The following is a 16,596-nucleotide window of genomic DNA, read 5'->3' as shown; positions in this document are numbered from 1 at the left end:
CCCAGCGCCACGCCCGCCCCGTCCGGCCGGAAGAAGACCCCGCCGCCCGACCGCGCCCCCGAGACCGCGCGGGGCGACGTGCGGACCTACACGACCATCGGCGGCCGGGCCAGCCTGACCCTCACCCCGACCGGCGCGACGCTCTTCAACGCCTACCCCAACCCCGGCTACCAGGTGCGGACCCACACCAACACCTACGAACTACGCGTCGACTTCGTGACGGCCACCGCCAAGAGCTCCTCGGTGATCGTCACCTGGTACCAGCACCCGCCCGAAGTCCAGCTCTTCGAATACCGCCAGGACCAGACCTAGACCCCGTAGTCGCGGGCGAACTCGGCGAGCTTGGGGAGTGCGTCGCGGGTCCTGGTCCAGGGGCGGACGATCAGCCGGTCGACGCCGAGGGCCGCCCACTCGGCGACCTCGTCGGGGCCGCTCAGCTCGTAGGCGTGGACCGTGATCTCGAACGGGCCCGGCCGGTCGCCCCGGTACGCGCGAAGCCTCTCGAGCCGGGGCCCGATGGTCTCCAGGGTCTGCGGCATGGAGATCCAGCCGTCGTTGCGGGCGGCCCGGCGCAGCGCCGCGTCCGACTCACCGCCGACGATCACCGGGAGGCGCGGCTGGACGGGCTTGGGTTCGAAGGCGACCTCCGGCCAGGAGAAGTGCTCGCCCTCGTGGGCGACGGCCGGTTCCGTCCAGAGCCGGCGGGCGGCCGCGATCGCCTCGTCCAGCCGGGCGCCGCGGGTCTTGAAATCGACGCCCGCGGCGATCCACTCGCCCGCGTACCAGCCGCTGCCCACCCCGACGATCACCCGTCCGCCGGAGATCTGGTCGAGGGTGGCGAACGCCCGCGCGGTGACCAGCGGATGGCGGAGCCCGAACAGGTAGACGGCCGTGCCCAGCCTGATCCGCTCGGTGACGGCGGCCAGCGCGCACAGGTAGCCGGTGGCGTCGAACAGCGGGGTGACCGGGTTGATGCCGGGGTCGCCGGTGCCCGGGTAGACGGCCGTCGACAGGTCCGTGGTGAAGACCAGGTGCTCCGGCATCCACACCGACTCGAACCCGAGCCGGTCGGCCTCGACCGTCAGCTCGCGCCAGACCCCGGGGTGGACCAGGCCGAGCGGTACGCCGAACTTCACTGTGCACTCCTCGTGACACTCTCCTGGGCCGTGCCGAGCAGGTCGGCCCGCAGCCGGGCGCGGTGGAAGCCTTCCTCGCCCCAGGTGGCGCGGAGCGCCCAGACCCGCGACAGCCAGAGGAACAGGTCGAGCTCGTCGGTGTAGCCGATGCCGCCGTGCACCTGGAGGGCGGTCCTGGCGGCGAGGTGGGCGGCCTCCCCCGCGGCGACCTTGGCGTGCGAGGCGTCGCGGGCGGCGGTCGGCAGCGCGTGGGTGAGGGAGTAGGCGGCGCGGTGCACGACGGGCGTCGCGAACTCCACCTTGATCGCCACATTGGCGAGCTGGTGCTTGAGCGCCTGGAACGAGCCGATGACCGTGCCGAACTGCCTGCGCTGCCCCGCGTAGGCGACGGCCGTGTCGGTCAGCCACCGGGACAGGCCCAGGAGCTGCGCCGCGACGGCCACCGCCGCGTGGTCGGCCGCGATCCCGGCCGATGGGGCCGGGCCCGGGGCGGAGAACAGCCGCCGGGTGGCGTCGCCCGATTTCAGGGCGGTCAGTTCGGCCGTCCCCTCCTCGGGCAGGAGCAGCAGGTCGGCGAGGTCGGCGTCCAGCAGGTAGGGGTTCTCCGACGCCCGCACCGACACCGCCGCCGCGCCCGACGCGATCCGCTCCAGCCATCCGGGGCCGGCCAGGAACGGCGCGACGACGGCCGTCTCGACCAGCGGTCCCGGCACGCAGGCGCGGCCGATCTCCGTCCAGGCGAGCACGGTGTCGAGCGGTGTGAACCCCAGCCCGCCGTGTTCCTCGGGGACGGTCGCGCCGAGCAGCCCGAGCTCGGCGAGCGCGCTCCACGCGGCGCCGCGCCGCACGCCGGGGTCGGTGCGGGCGGCGCGCACCAGCGACGGCGGGCACGCCTTCTCCAGGGTCTCGGCGACGGTCGCGGCGAGCAGCCGCTGGTCTTCGGTGAACGCGAATCTCAACGGGGCATCCCCAGCACTCGTTCGGCGATGATGTTCCGCTGGATCTCGTTGGTGCCCGCGTAGATCGGCCCGGCGAGGGCGAACAGGAAACCGTCGAGCCAGCGGTCGGCGAGGGCCGCGTCGGGGCCGCGCAGGTCGAGCGCGATCTCGTGCAGCCGCAGGTCCAGCTCGGACCAGAAGACCTTCATCAGGGAGGAGGCGGGGCCCAGTTCGGTCCCCTCCTGGAGCCGGGCGACGGCCGCCCAGGTGTGCAGCCGGTAGGCGTCGGCGTCGAGGTACGCCCGGACGGCGGCGTCCTGGAGGGTCTGGTCGTCCGCGGCGGCGGCCAGCGCGAGCAGCCGTTCCGCGACGGCCAGGAACCGGCCGGGGCTGCGCAGGGTGAGGCCGCGTTCGGAGCTGGTCGTGGCCATCGCGACCGGCCAGCCCCTGCCGACCTCGCCGAGCACCTGGTCGTCGGGGACGAACACGTCGTCGAAGAAGATCTCGGCGAAGCCGGCCTCGCCGTCGAGCTGCGCGATCGGCCGGACCGTGACGCCGGGGGCGTCGAGCGGGAACAGGTAGTAGGTGAGCCCGTGGTGGCGCTGGGAGTCGGGGTCGGAGCGGAACAGCCCGAACCCCCAGTGCGCGTGGACGGCGCGGGAGCTCCAGGTCTTCTGCCCGTTGAGCCGCCAGCCGCCGTCGGCGCGGGTGGCGCTCGCCCGCAGTGACGCCAGATCGCTGCCCGCCTCCGGTTCGGACCAGGCCTGCGCCCAGATCTGCTCGCCGCGCGCCATCGCGGGCAGGAACCGCGCCTTCTGCGCGTCGGTCCCGTAGTGCAGGATCGTCGGCGCCAGCAGGAAGATCCCGTTCTGGCTGACGCGGCCGGGCGCGCCGGACGCCCAGTACTCCTCCTCGAAGATCAGCCAGTCGACGAGGTCGGCGCCGCGTCCGCCGAACTCGGCGGGCCAGGAGATGACGCTGAGCCGCGCGCCGGCTAGCCTCCGTTCCCAGTCGCGGTGCAGGGCGAAGCCCTCCGCGGTGTCCATCGAGGGCAGCGGGCCCGGCACGTTGGCGGCCAGCCACTCCCTGACCTCGGCACGGAGCGCCTGCTGAGCGGGGGTGAAGGTGAGATCCACCCTCGCACGCTACCAAACAAGCAACCGCTTGGTACAGTGGCCGCGTGCTAGCAGACAAGACGGTGATCATCACCGGTGCGGGGCCAGGGCTCGGCCGCACCCTGGCCCGGCTCATGACCGCCGAAGGCGCGAACGTCACCGTGGCCGCCGAGGGTTCCGCCGACTACCAGAGCGCCTAGCCGACCGGCAGTGCGCTAGTAGGTATCGAACTCCTCGGTCCGCACCGACATCCGCTCCCCGACCTTGACGGTTTCTCCGAACTTGCCCGTCGACGTCGTGCGGTAGCGACCGCCGACCACATCGCTGTACAGGAGCCAGCTACCGCTACGGGGATCGATGATCAGGTAGCGCGGAACGCCCCACCGCGCGTACATCTCGACCTTGTCGACCGTGTCGGTCGAGTGGTTCGACTTCGAGACGATCTCGATGACGGCCATCATCTCGGCGCCGTTGTAGTAGCCGGTCAACGGCTTCCGGGTGCCCGGAGGGAAGACCGCGACGTCAGGCCGTGGCTCGTCGCCGAAGGCGGGGTGGGTCAGCGTCTGCTCGTAGACGACCTTGAAACCGGCGGCCTTCATCTGATCCACGACCGCGTCCTGGATCTCGAAATGTGTCGGACTGGGGGAGGGCGACACGTGGATCTCTCCATTGATCAGCTCGTCACGGAAGCCTTCGGGGAGCTCGAGCGAGCGGTAGAGCTCGTTGATCGTCGTCATGATCTACCTCCACTTCTTCCCATGACCACCACAGTATCCGTTGGCCACCTCGCACGACCGCCGACCGACCATGCCTGTGGACAGAAGATTTGGCCGGGCCGGTCCGGGGGAATTCAGGTTTCCCGGACCGGGTCTCCGGTCAGCGCTGTTCGAAGTCGGGCAGGGCGGGGAGGTGGCCGTCGATCAGGGACTGGGCCTGCTGGAGGAGGCCGGGGGCGTAGGCGGGGTGGGTGAGGATCAGGAAGCGCTCGGTGCGGATCGCGTCGACGACGGCCGCGGCGACGTCCGCGGGGGCGATGCCGGCGGTGATGGTGTCGGTGATGACCTGGTCGATGAAGTCCTGGTCGGGGGTGGGGTCGGCGGCCAGCTCGGCGGGACGGTTACGGCCGGAGACATGGATCTGCGTCTTCACGCCGCCGGGGCACAGGACCGAGACCCTGAGCTTCGAGCCGCTCATGGCCAGCTCGTGGGCGAGGCTCTCGGTCGCGCCGTAAGCGGCGAACTTGGAGATCGTGTACGGGCCGGAGAACGGCGCGGCGAACAGGCCCGCGACGGAGGCGGTGTTGACGATGTGGCCTTCGGCGTCCTGCGCGATCATCCGGGGGACGAACGCGCGGATGCCGTGCAGAATGCCCCAGAGATTGACCCGGAGCACCCACTCGAAGTCCGCCAGGGGCCTGCTCCACAGCTCGCCGCCCGCGAACACGCCCGCGTTGTTGCAGAGCAGATGGACCGCGCCGTGGGCGTCGAAGACGGCGTCGGCGAACGCCCGCACCTCCTGCTCGTCGCCGACGTCCACGACCCTGGTCAGGGGCGCGCCGCCGACGAGGGCGGCGGTCTCGGCGAGGGCGTCGGGCTCGATGTCGGCGAGCGCGAGCCGCATCCCCTCGGCGGCGAACCGCACGGCCAGCGCCCGCCCGATCCCGCTGCCCGCGCCGGTGACGACCGCGACCTTCCCGGTGAGCTCCCGCATCAGAAGACGATCACGGAGCGGGCGACGGCCCCGGACTTGACGTGCTCGACCGCCTCGTTGACCCGGTCGAGCGGGACGCGCTCGCTGACCAGGGCGTCGAGGTTGAGCCGGCCCTGGTTGTAGAGGTCCACGAGGAACGGCAGATCGCGGGCGGGCGCGGCGTCGCCGCCCTGGGTGCCGAGCAGCCGCCGCGACTGGAACAGGGTCTGCGGCGAGATCGTCAGCTCCTTCGCCGACGGGCTGCCGACCATGACGGTGGTGCCGCCGCCCTGCGTGGAGTTGAACGCCGCCTGGAGCACGGCGACGTTGCCGGTGACGTCGAACGCGTAGTCCACTCCGCCGCGCACGATCTCGCCGACCTGCTTGGGCAGGTCCTCGGCGAGGATCGTGTGGGTCGCGCCGAACTTCCCGGCCAGCTCCAGCTTGGCCGGCACGACGTCCGCGGCGATGATCGTGGTCGCGCCCGCGAGGACGGCGCCCTGGATCACGTTCAGCCCGACCCCGCCCGCCCCGACCACCAGCACGCTGGAACCGCGCTCGACCTGCGCGGTGTTGAACACGGCGCCGACGCCGGTGATGACACCGCAGGCCGTCAGCGACAGCAGGTCGAGGGGCGCGTCCTTGGCGACCTTGACGCACATCGGCTCGGCGACCACCGCGTACTCGGCGAACGACCCGATCCCGATGTAGCTGCGGACGCTCTCGCCGTCCAGGGTGATGCGGGTGGTGCCGTCGCGCATCGTGCCCATGATGGCGGCGATCCGGCCTTTGCCGCTGCACAGGAACACCTTGCCGCGCGCGCAGTTCCGGCAGCGTCCGCAGGGCCCGTTCATCGCGATGATGACGTGGTCGCCGGGCTTCACGGCGGTGACGCCGGGGCCGACGGCTTCGACGACGCCCGCGCTCTCGTGCCCGGGGATCACCGGTAGCTGCCGCACCACGGGGCTCTTCCCGGCGAGGGCCTTCAGGTCGGATCCGCAGATGCCGGAGGCGGCGATCTTCACCAGGACCTCGCCGTCCCTGGGCTCCTGGACCTGGACTTCGAGGATCTCCAGCGGGGAGCCGAACTCCCGCAGCACGGCCGCGCGCATAGTCGTCATGACACGGACGCTACCACCAAGCACTTGCTTGGCTTGACGGTCGCGGAATTTCGAATCTACTCTCCGACCAAGCGAGCGCTAGTTCTTCCCCAAGCCCTGGAGCCCACCCCATGCGCAAGACCCTGAGGACGGCCGCGGCACTCGCCGCGGTCGCGCTGGTCGCCGCCTGCGGCACCACCGACGACAAGGGCGGTTCGAGTTCCGGAACCGACGGCGTCACCGACTCCACCATCAAGATCGGGGGCGTGCTGGTCAAGACCAGCGCCACCGGCTACTCCACCGCCGGCGCCGAGATCGGGGCGAAGGCCAGGTTCGAGCGCGCCAACGCCGAGGGCGGCGTCAACGGCCGGAAGATCGAGTTCGTCGGCGCCGAAGACGACAACATGGACCCTGCCAACGGCGCCAAGGTCGCGCAGAAACTCGTCCAGAAGGACAAGGTCTTCGCGCTGGTGCCGGTCAGCTCGCCGCAGTTCGGCGGGGCGGCCTTCCTCGACCAGCAGAACGTCCCATGGTTCGGCTGGGCGACCGGCACCCAGTGGTGCGAGTCCAAGACCGGCTTCGGCTACAACGGCTGCCTCGCGCCCAAGCCCGGCGCCGGCACCCAGACCTGGTGGGGCTCGCTCGTCGGCGCACAGATCGGCGGCGCGCAGGGCAAGACCGTGTTCGTGCAGGGCGCCGACTCCTCGTCGTCCAAGTACGGGGTCGGCACCATCAGCCAGTCGTTCTCCGCCGCCGGGTTCAAGCTCGCCGGCACCTCCGCGGCCGTCCCCGCGACCGCTCCCCCGCAGGACTGGCTGCCCTACGTCAACAAGATCATGAAGTCGGACGGCGGCAAGGCTCCCGACGTCGTCGTCTCGGTGATGGCCGGTGCGAAACTCAACGCCGGGCTGTTCGGCGCGCTCCGCAAAGCCGGATACACCGGCGCCGTCTCCGACCCGACCAGCTACGACCCGTCCGTGCTGAAGGACCCGGCCATCGCCGCCGGGCTCGACGGGGTGCTGACCGCGCCGCAGTTCGAGCCGTTCGAGTCCGACGCGAAGGAGGTCGTCCAGATGAAGGCCGACATCCAGAAGGTCGACCCGGCCGCCGTCCTCACCCAGCACGTCGCCATCGGCTACTGGTCCGCCGACATCTTCCTGAAGATCGCCGAGCAGGCCGGCAAGGACCTCACCCGCACGACCTTCCTGACCACGGCCAACTCCTTCGTCTACGAGAACCCCGGGTTCGGCCGGATCGAATACCCGAAGGACAAGACCGAACCCAACGGCTGCGGCGCGATCGTCCAGCTCAAGGACGGCAGGTTCACCGTCGCCCAGCATCTGAAGTGCACGACCAACGTGCCGCTGACGCAGTAGCCGCCCCCCGAACGCGCCGCCCGTGCCCACCCTGCGGGTGCGGGCGGCGTCTCCCGCTTCTGGAGATGAGCCTTGACGGAACTCGCGGGCTACGTGCTGAGCGGGCTGGTGACCGGTGCGATCTTCGCGTTGCTGGGCTCCGGCCTGACCCTCTCCCACGCCGCCACCGGCGTCTTCAACTTCGCGCACGGCGCCATCGGCTTCACCGCCGCCCTGCTGTACTTCGAGCTCACCACCGGGGCGGGCTGGGCCGCCTGGCCCGCCGCGCTCCTCACCGTCCTGCTGTTCGCGCCGCTGCTCGGGTACGCGCTGCACCGGCTGATGTTCCGCGGCCTCGCCACCGCCGGCGAGACCCCGCAGATCGTCGCGACGATCGGGCTGACCATCGCGCTGCCCGCGCTCGGGCTCTGGATCGTGGAGCTGCTCGACCTGCCGGAGGTCACCGAGGGGGCGTCGGCGCGCGGCCTCGGACCGCGGCCAGCCCACACCTTCGAACCGCTGCCCGGGGTGCGGATCGACAGCGACCAGCTCGTCGTCTTCGGGTTCGCGGTGCTCGCCGCCGTCGTCCTCTGGGCGATCATGCGGCACACGCCGCTCGGGCTGCGGATGCGCGCGACCGTCGACTCCCGGCAGCTCGCCACCTGGCGTGGGATCGACGCCGACGCCGCGTCCGCGCAGGCGTGGATGCTCGGCTCGGTGCTGGCCGCGCTCGCCGGGATTCTCGCGGTGCCCGTGCTCGGCCTCGACCAGACCGCGTTCACCGTCCTGCTGTTCGCGGCCGCCACCGCGTCGGTGTTCGGCCGGCTCCGCTCCATCCCGGTGACGTTCGCCGCCGGGCTCGCGCTCGGCGTCGTCCAGAACCTGGTCGCGGGGTACGCCGACTTCGCCGAGCAGGTGACGGGGCTGCGCACGGCCGTCCCGGCGATCCTGCTGCTGCTCGGGCTGGTCCTGCTGAACCGGTCGCGGTCGCGGGTGGCGGGGTCGATCGCGCAGGACGCGCCGCCGCCCGACCACCTCGCCGACCTGCCGCGCTGGCGCCGCGTCCTGCCCTGGACGGTCTCCGGGCTGCTGTTCTTCGGCTGGGCGCTGCTGTTCGCCGACGACTACCGGGCCGGGCTCGTCGCCTACGGGCTCAGCCTTTCGCTGATCTTCTGCTCGTTCGTCGTGATGACGGGCATCGGCGGCATGGTCAACCTGGCGCAGGCGTCGTTCGCGGCGCTCGCCGCCCTCACCGCCGGGCTCTGCGTCAGCAAGGGGCTGCCGTTCCCGCTGGCCGTCGTGCTCGGCATGGCCGCAGCCGTCGCCGCGGGGCTGATCGTCGCGCTGCCCGCGCTGCGCCTCGGCGGCAAGGTGCTGGCCCTGGCGACGCTCGCGCTCGGGCTCCTCGCCGACCAGGTGCTCTTCCAGATCGACACGTTCAGCAACGGCACCCTCGGCTGGACCTTCCCCGCCCTCACCTTCGGCTCCACCGACACCACCGACCCGCGCACCCGGATCGTGCTGCTGCTCGCGCTCATCGGGATCGTCGCCGTGCTGATCCGGAACCTGGAACGCTCCCCGTCGGGACGGGCGATCCTCGCCGTGCGGTCCGCGCCCACCGCCGCCCAGGTCGTCGGGGTGTCGGCGGTGCGAACCCAACTGATGCTGTTCGCGGTCGCGTCGGCCGTCGCGGGGCTGGGCGGGGTGCTGTACGCGACGTTCGCCGGGCAGATCTTCGCCAGCGACCTGCGGGTCAATCTGGGGTTCCTCTGGCTGGCGGTGATCGTCCTGCAGGGGGTGCGGCGGGTCGGCGGCGCGGTCGTCGGCGGGCTGATCATGGGGTTGGGCGGGGAGCTGGTGCTCCGCCACCTCAGCGAGTCGGCGCACTTCGAGGCGGCGCTGTTCGGGCTCGGCGGGATGATCCTCGCGCAGCATCCCGACGGGGTGCTCGCCCAGTTCGCCGAGCGCCGCCACCGGCGGCGGCACCGCGCGCAACCACCGCCCGAAGTCGTGGCCGCCGCCCCGCCGGAAGAGGAGGACGACGCCGTGCTGCGCCTCGCCTCGGTCTCGGCGGGGTACGGGGACGTGCCGGTGCTGCGCGGAGTCGACCTCGCGGTACGGGCCGGGGAGATCGTCGCGCTGGTCGGCGCGAACGGCGCGGGCAAGACCACCGCCTGCGCCGTCGCGATCGGCGCGGTCACCCCCACCGCAGGACGGGTGCTGCTGGCCGGAACCGACATCACCGCGCTGCCCTCCCACGCGCGCAGCCGGGAAGCCGTCTTCCTCGCGCCGGAAGGGCGCGGCGTGTTCCCCGGGCTGACCGTCGAGGAGAACCTGACCACCTGGCTGCCCGACGCCGCCGACCGGGCCCGCGCCTACGCCCGGTTTCCGCAGCTCGCGGCGCGCCAAGGCGTCGCGGCGGGGTCGCTGTCGGGCGGGGAACAGCAGCTCCTGGCGCTGGCTCCCGCACTGGTCAGGCCGCCCCGGGTGCTGATCGCCGACGAGCCGTCGCTGGGGCTCGCACCGCTCGTCGTCCAGCAGATCTTCGAGCTGTTCGGGGAGCTGCGGGCGCGGGGGGTGGCGCTGCTCGTCGTCGAGGAGAAGGCCAGCGAGGTGCTGGAGCACGCCGACACCGTCGCCTGCATGACCGGCGGCACGATCTCCTGGACGGGGCCGCGCGCCGACGTGGACCCCGACCAGCTCACCACCGCCTACCTGGGCATCGGAGGACGGTCATGAGCGGGGCGAGCGCGCTGGACGTCAGCGGGGTCAGTGTGCGGTTCGGCGGGATCCAGGCGCTGTCGGAGGTGTCGCTGAGCGTCCCGGTGGGTGGCGTGCACGGGATCATCGGGCCTAACGGGGCAGGGAAGACGACGCTGTTCGACGTCGTCACCGGGCTGCGGAAACCGTCCGCGGGGCGGGTGCGGATCGGAGCCGACGGTGGAAGCCGTGGCTGCGGGAGGCTCGGCAGGGCCGGGGCGGCCCTTGGCGCAGGCGGCGACGGCCAGCAGCGGGGCCGCCGCGAGCAGGCATCTTCGGGGAAACGCCGAGGGCCCGGGCGGGTGCGCGTCCATGGTCGGTGATCCTATGACCGGTGGAGCGTGCACGAGCCGGGGCCCTGGGACGAGGCTTGTCACACTGAGATTTACCGTACTGCGGCCTACTTGGCGGGCGCGTAGTCCGGAATGCCGTAGCCGACGATCTGGCCGGGCTTGCGGACGTGGGTCTGCACCTTGTTGGAGGTGTTGCCCTCGACCGTGTAGACCTTGCCGTTCTTGGCCTTCTCGACGATGCCGACGTGGTCGATGGCGTCCAGGCGCTTGGAGCCCTTCCAGTCGAAGAAGACGATCGCGCCGGGCTTGGGGGTGTTGCTCCACTTGCCGTTGGCCTTGAACCACTTGGCGTGGGCGACGGTCCAGGCGTCCTGGCCGACGGTGTCGGCGGCGCCGACCTGGCTGGCGGTCCAGGAGACGAACATGTCGCACCACTGGGCGGCGAGGTAGCCCTTGCGGCTGCCGCCGTCGCGGGAGATGGTCTCACCGGCGCGGTCGGTCTTGGAGTACCACTCCGAGAACTTGGTGTGGCCCTTGCGGTCTTCGGAGTGGCCGAGCTGGCTCTTCGCCTTCGCGATCATGTCGGCGGCGGTGGCGGTGGCGGCCTTCTCGGCCTTCTTCTGCTCGGACACGGCGGCCTTCTCGGCGTCGGCGACGGTGCCGCCGGACAGGATGGCCTCGGGGAACGGGTACTGCGGCAGCGCGATGGCCTGGGCGGAACCGGCGGGCTTCTCATCGGCGTTGGCGGCCGAGACGGCGAAGGTGCTGACGGCGGCGGCGCCGGCGAGGAGGCCACCGGCGATCTTCAGAGACAGATGGGCGGACTTACGGTGCAGACCGGACATACTGCTTTGCTCCTAGCTTTCCATGCCGCCTACCGGGTTAGCTGACGGATTCGGGCCTGGAATAAGCCCTACGGAAGCAGCGAGTGGAGCGTTCCAGCTCGCCTTTCCCGATTCACCCCGTGCTCCGGCGCCTGTGCGCCGCAACGATTGGGTCCCCGGCTCCGCTGTGAAGCGGACTCGGCGGGAGGACGGCCTCGACCGAGGTCGCGTCCCGCGAATATGACTTGATGAAGGAAGAGGTTCAGCGGTATCGGAAGCCCCGGAGGGTTCGGGGGCTTCCGACCCGCACGGCACGGCCCCTAGTAGGGGCGGACCGCTCCGTTGAAGGAGTTCTTGCGGTACTTGTCGAGCAGAACCTGGCGGACGTGGTCTCCGGTGCGCGGCGAGTGGATCATGTAGACCTTCTTGCCGACGACCTTCGACACGATGCCGACGTGGCTACGACCGCCGTAGAAGAACACCAGGTCGCCAGGGGCGAGGTTCTTCCACGAGATCTTGTTGCCGACGGCCCGGTAGATCGAGCCGGTGGTGCGGGGCAGCTTCACGCCGGCCTTGCGGTAGACGTAGCCGATCAGACCGGAGCAGTCGAAGGCGTTGGGACCCGACGCACCCCAGCGGTACGGCTTGCCCTTCTTCTTCTTGGCCCAGGTGAGGGCCTTCTGCGCGGTCTTCTGCCGCTGTGACCAGGACTTCTTGGCCTTCTTGGTCTTCGTCGCCGTCGCCACCGAACTGGTGGCCGCCTCGGCCTGCGCCGGGACGGCGAGGACCGGGGTCATGACCGCGGTGGCGGCGAGCAGGCCGGTGGCCAGCTTCACGCGTCTACGGCCGGACGAGGGCAGGCAGGTGCCAAGGTTGCGGGACAGGGGAATCTCCACTCTTCCATGCGCCTACCGGGTTAGCTGACGGGTTCGGACTGGAAGTTCGTCCTACGGCCACCCACCGCTGCGAGCGAGAAGCTCAGCTCATGGGCGGCCGATTCACCCCGGGGTACCGCGGGCATGACGGACACCGATTGGGGGCGGTGCCAGTTGCCTGCGGGATTGGGTCCCCGGCTCCGCGAGATTCGCGGACTCGGCGCTGTCGCGACGACCTGAGGGCGTGATGATGCCCAGACGGAACACCCTTGTCGGTTCCGTCGCAGTCGTGCGACTTACGGGTTTGGGGTTGTGACGCCGTACCGTAGATCTCTGCCCTGCGCTTCCATGCGCGGCCTCGGTGTCTTCGACGACACCGGCTCTCGGGACAGCCGGTCGGCGGGTGTCTTTATCAGACAGCTCCACTGCGACGCCTGGAGGGCGCCGCCCGTTGTGGCAACGCTTGGATAACGTTGCGACTCTTCGAAGGTATCAAAGAACCGTGGAAAGGCAAACGCGACGCAAAAGAACGTCTGCGCAGGTGAAGCGGGCTTTGCCTGTGGAGTGACACAGGTCTCACCCTGTGACGCCGGTTACACAGGGCGTCAGGGACGGGCCGCACCGTAATAAGTAGAGCGGTAGTACCCAGAGGTAATCGAAACCACCCGAACCACATCACCCGTGGACGGAGCGTGAATCATCTGCCCGCCGCCCACATAGAGGCCCACATGGCCGAGCTGGCGGAAGAAGACCAGGTCACCGGGTTGAAGGTCCGCGTAGGCGACCCTCTTGTCGGCCAGCGAAGCCCACTGCGCCGCGGCGTTGTGCGAAAGGGATACACCTGCGGCACGCCAGGCCATCATGGTCAGACCCGAGCAGTCGAACCCGTTGGGGCCGTCGCCGCCGTAGACGTACGGCTTGCCCTTCTGGGCGAAGGCGTAGTCGAGGGCCTTGCGGGGGGCGCCGCTGGCCGGGCCGTCGTAGGTGCCGCCGGTCGGGCCGGTCTTGGGCTTGTCGGGGTCGACCCCGAGCTTGCGCAGCAGCTTCTTCTGCTCGGCGACCTGGCCGTCGATCTCGGCCTTCTGGCCGCGGATCTCCTTGACCTTGACCTGGACGGTCGCCAGGGAGTCCTTGGCGCGGCCCTTCTCGCGCTCGCGGCGCTGCGCGGCGTTGAGGAACTCGCGGATCTTGTCGCCGCGGCTGGTCGACACCTGGGAGAAGAGCGAGACCTGGTCGAGCAGGTTCTGCGGGTCGCCGGACGACACCAGCGAGGCGACGTTCATGTCGCCCGACTTGTAGGCGTCCTGGGCCATCTGGACGATCCCGAGCCTGGCCTTGTCGAAGTTCGCGGTTTCGCGTTTGGCGGCGCGGTCGGCGGCGTCCATCTTCCGCTTGGCGATCTTCAGTTCGCCGTTGGCCTTGTTCAGCTTGTCGACGAGCAGGTCGACCTTGTGGTTGAGCTTGTTGAGCTGTGCCTGGACCTGCGCCTTGGTCGGCTTGGGCGCGGCGTACGCGGCGCCGGGCAGCGACCAGACCAGCGTGACGGCCAGGGAGAACGGGACGCAGGCGGCCGCCCAGCGACGGGGGAGCTGACGATTGGCCACGGCTGACGAACGCCCCTTCTTGCACTGGTTTGTCAGCTGTTGACCTTAGTGAAGAACACCACCGCCGCTCAACCTAAACGCCGGAATTGTCAGAATCTGCCGAGCCTTCTGAGCAGGAGCGACGAAGTGGCGGGACGGGCCCCCGCCCGCCGGGCCGACGCCGCGACCTCCTGGTCGGAGGAGACCACCACGACCACCCGGCCCGGCGGCTCGACCCTGACCAGCTCGCCGATCAGCTCGTCGGCGATCTGACCTGGCCTGCTGAACAGCACCCGGACCCCGCGCGGGGCCTGGACGGCGACATGGCCGTCGATCGAGGCGCCGTCGAAGACGCAGGTGATCTCGGCCTGGGTCTGGGCGGACAGGCCGCCGAGCCCGCTGATCAGCCGGTTGCGCTGGTCGGCCAGCGGAAGCTCGCCGTACCCGGTCTTGGTGACGTTGTAGCCGTCCACGATCAGATGGACCTGCGGCATCGCCAGAAGCTGGTTGAAAAGCTGCGGATCGTTCTCCGACAGGGAGCGCCCCGCGCCCCCTGCCGCGGCCGGGTCCACTCCCCCAGCCAGATCCGCCGGTTTCATGATCACGGCGGGCAGGTTGAGCTCGCTGCGGACCCCCTGGGCGGCGTCGACCAGGGTGTCGAGCAGCAGCCGGAGCCTGATGTCCTCGAGTTTGCGGCCCTCGCGGGCGGCCTTGCGGCTGCTCTCCAGCGCCGCCTCGGCCTGGCCGAGGCGGGCGCGCAGGCTCTTCAGCTCCTTCTCGGCGCCGGCCAGCGCCGCCAGGGTCTCGGTCCGGTCGCCCTCCTGGCGCGTCTCGACCGCCACGGCCCGCTCCTGCGCCGCCTTGGCCGCCTTGCGCTCGTCGTGCAGCCTGCGCCGGAGATCGGCGATCTCGATCCTGGCGTCCTTCAGCTCGCCCCTGACGCGGTCCAGTTCGCCCCCGCGCTCCTTCTTGGCCTCGGCGAGCTGCTCCTTCAACGCGGCGACCGTACGGGCCGTCTCGGCCTCCTGAGCGGCGCTGACGCCCCGTTCCAGCTCGGCGCGGGCCGCCTCGACCCGCTCGGTCCAGCCCTTCGGGCGCAGCAGATAGGCCAGCGCGGCCAGCTTGACCGGATCGACCGCCGCGGGCAGATCCCCCGCCTCCAGCGCCTGGCAGAGCTCCGGCTGGGCGTCGCGCAGCGGTTTGGCGACCTTCTCCCGGAAGCCGGGATCGGTCTCCAGCCGGGCCGCGATGGGCACAGCGCCCTGTTTGGCGCGGCTCTGCGGCCGGAACTTCGCGATCTGCCGCAACGGCACGGGGATCTCGTCGGCGGGCAGCGCCCCGAGCACCTCGGCGGCCGCCTCCACCACGATCTGGCGCACCGCTTCAGGCAGGGGGCGCTGGAGACGTTCCTCGGCGTCGATGGTCTGCTCCTTTCAACGATGCCTACCGGTCACTCCTAGGTTGCCATGGGTTTTGTCAGACGCAGGCCTTACCGTGCCGGACATGCAACCTGTTCAGGGAGGGCCGGTCCAGGGGACGCTCGCGGATCTGGGCACTCCGCTCGCCGACGTCACCTTCGTGGTCGTCGACCTGGAGACCACCGGCGGCTCCGCGGCCGAAGCGGGCATCACCGAGATCGGCGCGGTGAAGGTCCGCGGCGGCCGCGTGCTCGGCGAGTTCGGCACCCTGGTCGACTGCGGGCTGGAGATCCCGCCGTTCATCACCGTGCTGACCGGGATCACCCAGGCGATGGTGACGCGCGCGCCGAAGGTCGCCGAGGTGGTGCCGAGTTTTCTGGAGTTCGCGGCGGGCTCGGTGCTGGTCGCGCACAACGCGCCGTTCGACACCGGTTTCCTCAAGGCGGCGTGCGCGCGACTCGGCTACCCGTGGCCGAACTTCCCGGTCCTCGACACCGCGGATCTGGCGCGCCGCGTGCTGACCCGCGACGAGGTGCCCAACCGCAAACTGGGCACCCTCGCCCGGTTCTTCCGCGCCGAGACCACCCCCAACCACCGGGCGCTCGCCGACGCCCGCGCCACCGTCGACGTCCTGCACGGGCTGATCGAACGGCTCGGCTCGTTCGGCGTCACCTCGCTGGAGGAGGCCAAGTCCTTCGCCAAGACGCCGACGCCCGAGCAGCAGGCCAAACGACATCTCGCCGACCGGGTGCCGCGCGGCCCCGGCGTCTACGTGTTCGAAGACCTCAAGGGCGAGCCGCTGTACATCGGCAAGAGCGGCGATCTGCGCACCCGGGTGCGGTCCTATTTCACCGCGTCGGAGACCCGCGGCCGGGTCCGGGAGATGATCGGCATCGCGGAGCGGGTGCGGACCATCCCGTGCGCGACGGCGCTGGAGGCCGAGATCCGCGAGCTCCGGCTGATCGCCGAGCACAAGCCGCGCTACAACCGCCGGTCGAAGTTCCCCGAGCGCGCCCTCTGGCTGAAGCTGACGGCCGAACCGTTCCCCCGTCTGTCGGTGGTCCGCGAGTGCAAGGCCGACGAGAGCGCCTACCTCGGCCCGTTCCCCAGCACCCGCGTCGCGGAGGACGCCAGGGCCGCCCTGTACGAGACGGCCCCGATCCGGCAGTGCACCCAGCCGCTGACGCTCCGCCGGATCGCCACCGGCAAGGCCAAGGTCTGCTCGCTGGCCGAGCTGGGCCGGTGCGGCGCGCCCTGCGACGGCCGGGAGACCCCCGAACGGTACGCCGACCACGTCCTGCTCGCCAGGAGCGTCATCGACCAGGACGTCCGGCCCGTCGTCGCCGCGGCCCGCGCGCGGATCGAAAGGCTCGCCGCCGAGCTCCGCTACGAGGAGGCCGCCGACCTGCGGGACAGGCTGGCGGCGTTCCTGCGCGCCGCCTCCCGCACCCAGCGGTACACGGCGCTGGCGACGATCCCGCAGCTCGTGGCGGCGAAACCGGGGTTCGGC

16 protein-coding genes and 2 riboswitches are annotated in these 16,596 nt (G+C 70.9%); of the genes, 6 read left to right on the top strand and 10 right to left on the bottom strand.

Annotated features, from left to right (window positions below):
- A partial coding sequence (locus tag ACYVE7_RS14655) for a hypothetical protein (RefSeq protein WP_460365228.1) occupies positions 1-312 on the top strand: 312 nt, incomplete at its 5' end.
- Here ACYVE7_RS14655 and ACYVE7_RS14650 read toward each other — a convergent pair.
- Genes ACYVE7_RS14650 through ACYVE7_RS14640 form a run of 3 tightly spaced genes read right to left on the bottom strand, consistent with a single transcriptional unit; the run spans position 309 to position 3,210 of the window.
- On the bottom strand, positions 309-1,136 hold the full coding sequence (locus ACYVE7_RS14650) for a TIGR03619 family F420-dependent LLM class oxidoreductase (protein ID WP_460365227.1): 828 nt from the start codon (positions 1,134-1,136) through the stop codon (positions 309-311). The genes ACYVE7_RS14655 and ACYVE7_RS14650 overlap by 4 nt on opposite strands.
- Positions 1,133-2,095, bottom strand: coding sequence for an acyl-CoA dehydrogenase family protein (locus ACYVE7_RS14645; RefSeq protein ID WP_460365226.1), 963 nt, complete (start codon positions 2,093-2,095; stop codon positions 1,133-1,135). The genes ACYVE7_RS14650 and ACYVE7_RS14645 overlap by 4 nt, the downstream gene beginning before the upstream one ends.
- Positions 2,092-3,210, bottom strand: a complete 1,119-nt coding sequence (locus ACYVE7_RS14640) for an acyl-CoA dehydrogenase family protein (RefSeq protein WP_460365225.1) — start codon at positions 3,208-3,210, stop codon at positions 2,092-2,094. The genes ACYVE7_RS14645 and ACYVE7_RS14640 overlap by 4 nt, the downstream gene beginning before the upstream one ends.
- A 44-nt stretch (positions 3,211-3,254) precedes the next feature.
- Here ACYVE7_RS14640 and ACYVE7_RS14635 point away from each other — a divergent pair, with 44 nt between their 5' ends.
- On the top strand, positions 3,255-3,389 hold the full coding sequence (locus ACYVE7_RS14635) for an SDR family NAD(P)-dependent oxidoreductase (RefSeq protein ID WP_460365224.1): 135 nt from the start codon (positions 3,255-3,257) through the stop codon (positions 3,387-3,389).
- A 15-nt stretch (positions 3,390-3,404) separates the two neighbouring features.
- Here ACYVE7_RS14635 and ACYVE7_RS14630 read toward each other — a convergent pair whose 3' ends face one another.
- The 3 genes from ACYVE7_RS14630 to ACYVE7_RS14620 all read right to left on the bottom strand — a co-directional run bounded on the left by ACYVE7_RS14630 (position 3,405) and on the right by ACYVE7_RS14620 (position 5,999).
- Positions 3,405-3,926 carry a Uma2 family endonuclease gene (locus ACYVE7_RS14630; RefSeq protein WP_460365223.1) on the bottom strand — a complete coding sequence of 174 codons (522 nt, stop codon included), beginning with the start codon at positions 3,924-3,926 and terminating at the stop codon, positions 3,405-3,407.
- A 139-nt stretch (positions 3,927-4,065) separates the two neighbouring features.
- On the bottom strand, positions 4,066-4,899 hold the full coding sequence (locus tag ACYVE7_RS14625; protein WP_460365222.1) for an SDR family NAD(P)-dependent oxidoreductase: 834 nt from the start codon (positions 4,897-4,899) through the stop codon (positions 4,066-4,068).
- Entirely contained in the window at positions 4,899-5,999 is a 1,101-nt protein-coding gene (locus tag ACYVE7_RS14620; RefSeq protein WP_460365221.1) for an alcohol dehydrogenase catalytic domain-containing protein, read from the bottom strand. Before ACYVE7_RS14620 ends, ACYVE7_RS14625 begins: the two co-directional genes overlap by 1 nt.
- Before the next feature lie 110 nt (positions 6,000-6,109).
- Here ACYVE7_RS14620 and ACYVE7_RS14615 point away from each other — a divergent pair, with 110 nt between their 5' ends.
- From ACYVE7_RS14615 to ACYVE7_RS14605, 3 genes are all read left to right on the top strand, one after another.
- Entirely contained in the window at positions 6,110-7,354 is a 1,245-nt protein-coding gene (locus tag ACYVE7_RS14615; protein WP_460365220.1) for an ABC transporter substrate-binding protein, read from the top strand.
- Between the two features lie 72 nt (positions 7,355-7,426).
- Entirely contained in the window at positions 7,427-10,072 is a 2,646-nt protein-coding gene (locus ACYVE7_RS14610) for an ABC transporter permease subunit (RefSeq protein ID WP_460365219.1), read from the top strand.
- Positions 10,069-10,416 carry an ATP-binding cassette domain-containing protein gene (locus tag ACYVE7_RS14605; RefSeq protein WP_460365218.1) on the top strand — a complete coding sequence of 116 codons (348 nt, stop codon included), beginning with the start codon at positions 10,069-10,071 and terminating at the stop codon, positions 10,414-10,416. The genes ACYVE7_RS14610 and ACYVE7_RS14605 overlap by 4 nt, the downstream gene beginning before the upstream one ends.
- A 77-nt stretch (positions 10,417-10,493) precedes the next feature.
- On the opposite strand, the gene ACYVE7_RS14600 is transcribed toward ACYVE7_RS14605, so the two are convergent.
- From ACYVE7_RS14600 to ACYVE7_RS14585, 4 genes are all read right to left on the bottom strand, one after another.
- Positions 10,494-11,231, bottom strand: a complete 738-nt coding sequence (locus ACYVE7_RS14600) for a CHAP domain-containing protein (protein ID WP_460365217.1) — start codon at positions 11,229-11,231, stop codon at positions 10,494-10,496.
- Positions 11,232-11,242: 11 nt separating this feature from the next.
- A riboswitch (cyclic di-AMP (ydaO/yuaA leader) is annotated at positions 11,243-11,424 on the bottom strand.
- A 106-nt stretch (positions 11,425-11,530) separates the two neighbouring features.
- The gene (locus ACYVE7_RS14595; RefSeq protein ID WP_460365216.1) at positions 11,531-12,106 is read right to left on the bottom strand and encodes a C40 family peptidase; all 576 of its coding nucleotides are present in this window, start codon (positions 12,104-12,106) and stop codon (positions 11,531-11,533) included.
- A riboswitch (cyclic di-AMP (ydaO/yuaA leader) is annotated at positions 12,099-12,318 on the bottom strand. It overlaps the preceding gene by 8 nt.
- A gap of 372 nt (positions 12,319-12,690) precedes the next feature.
- On the bottom strand, positions 12,691-13,689 hold the full coding sequence (locus tag ACYVE7_RS14590) for a C40 family peptidase (protein WP_460365215.1): 999 nt from the start codon (positions 13,687-13,689) through the stop codon (positions 12,691-12,693).
- 89 nt (positions 13,690-13,778) lie between these two features.
- Positions 13,779-15,047: an NYN domain-containing protein gene (locus ACYVE7_RS14585; protein ID WP_460365214.1), complete on the bottom strand. Its 1,269-nt coding sequence runs from the start codon at positions 15,045-15,047 to the stop codon at positions 13,779-13,781.
- Positions 15,048-15,171: 124 nt separating this feature from the next.
- Here ACYVE7_RS14585 and ACYVE7_RS14580 point away from each other — a divergent pair.
- Positions 15,172-16,596 (top strand): DEDD exonuclease domain-containing protein (locus tag ACYVE7_RS14580; protein ID WP_460365213.1); only part of this gene is annotated, 1,425 nt, incomplete at its 3' end.

Source organism: Actinocorallia lasiicapitis (genome assembly GCF_054778695.1).
The sequence above is the reverse complement of the archived record's forward strand: the minus strand, read 5'-3'. Positions and strand labels throughout refer to the sequence as shown.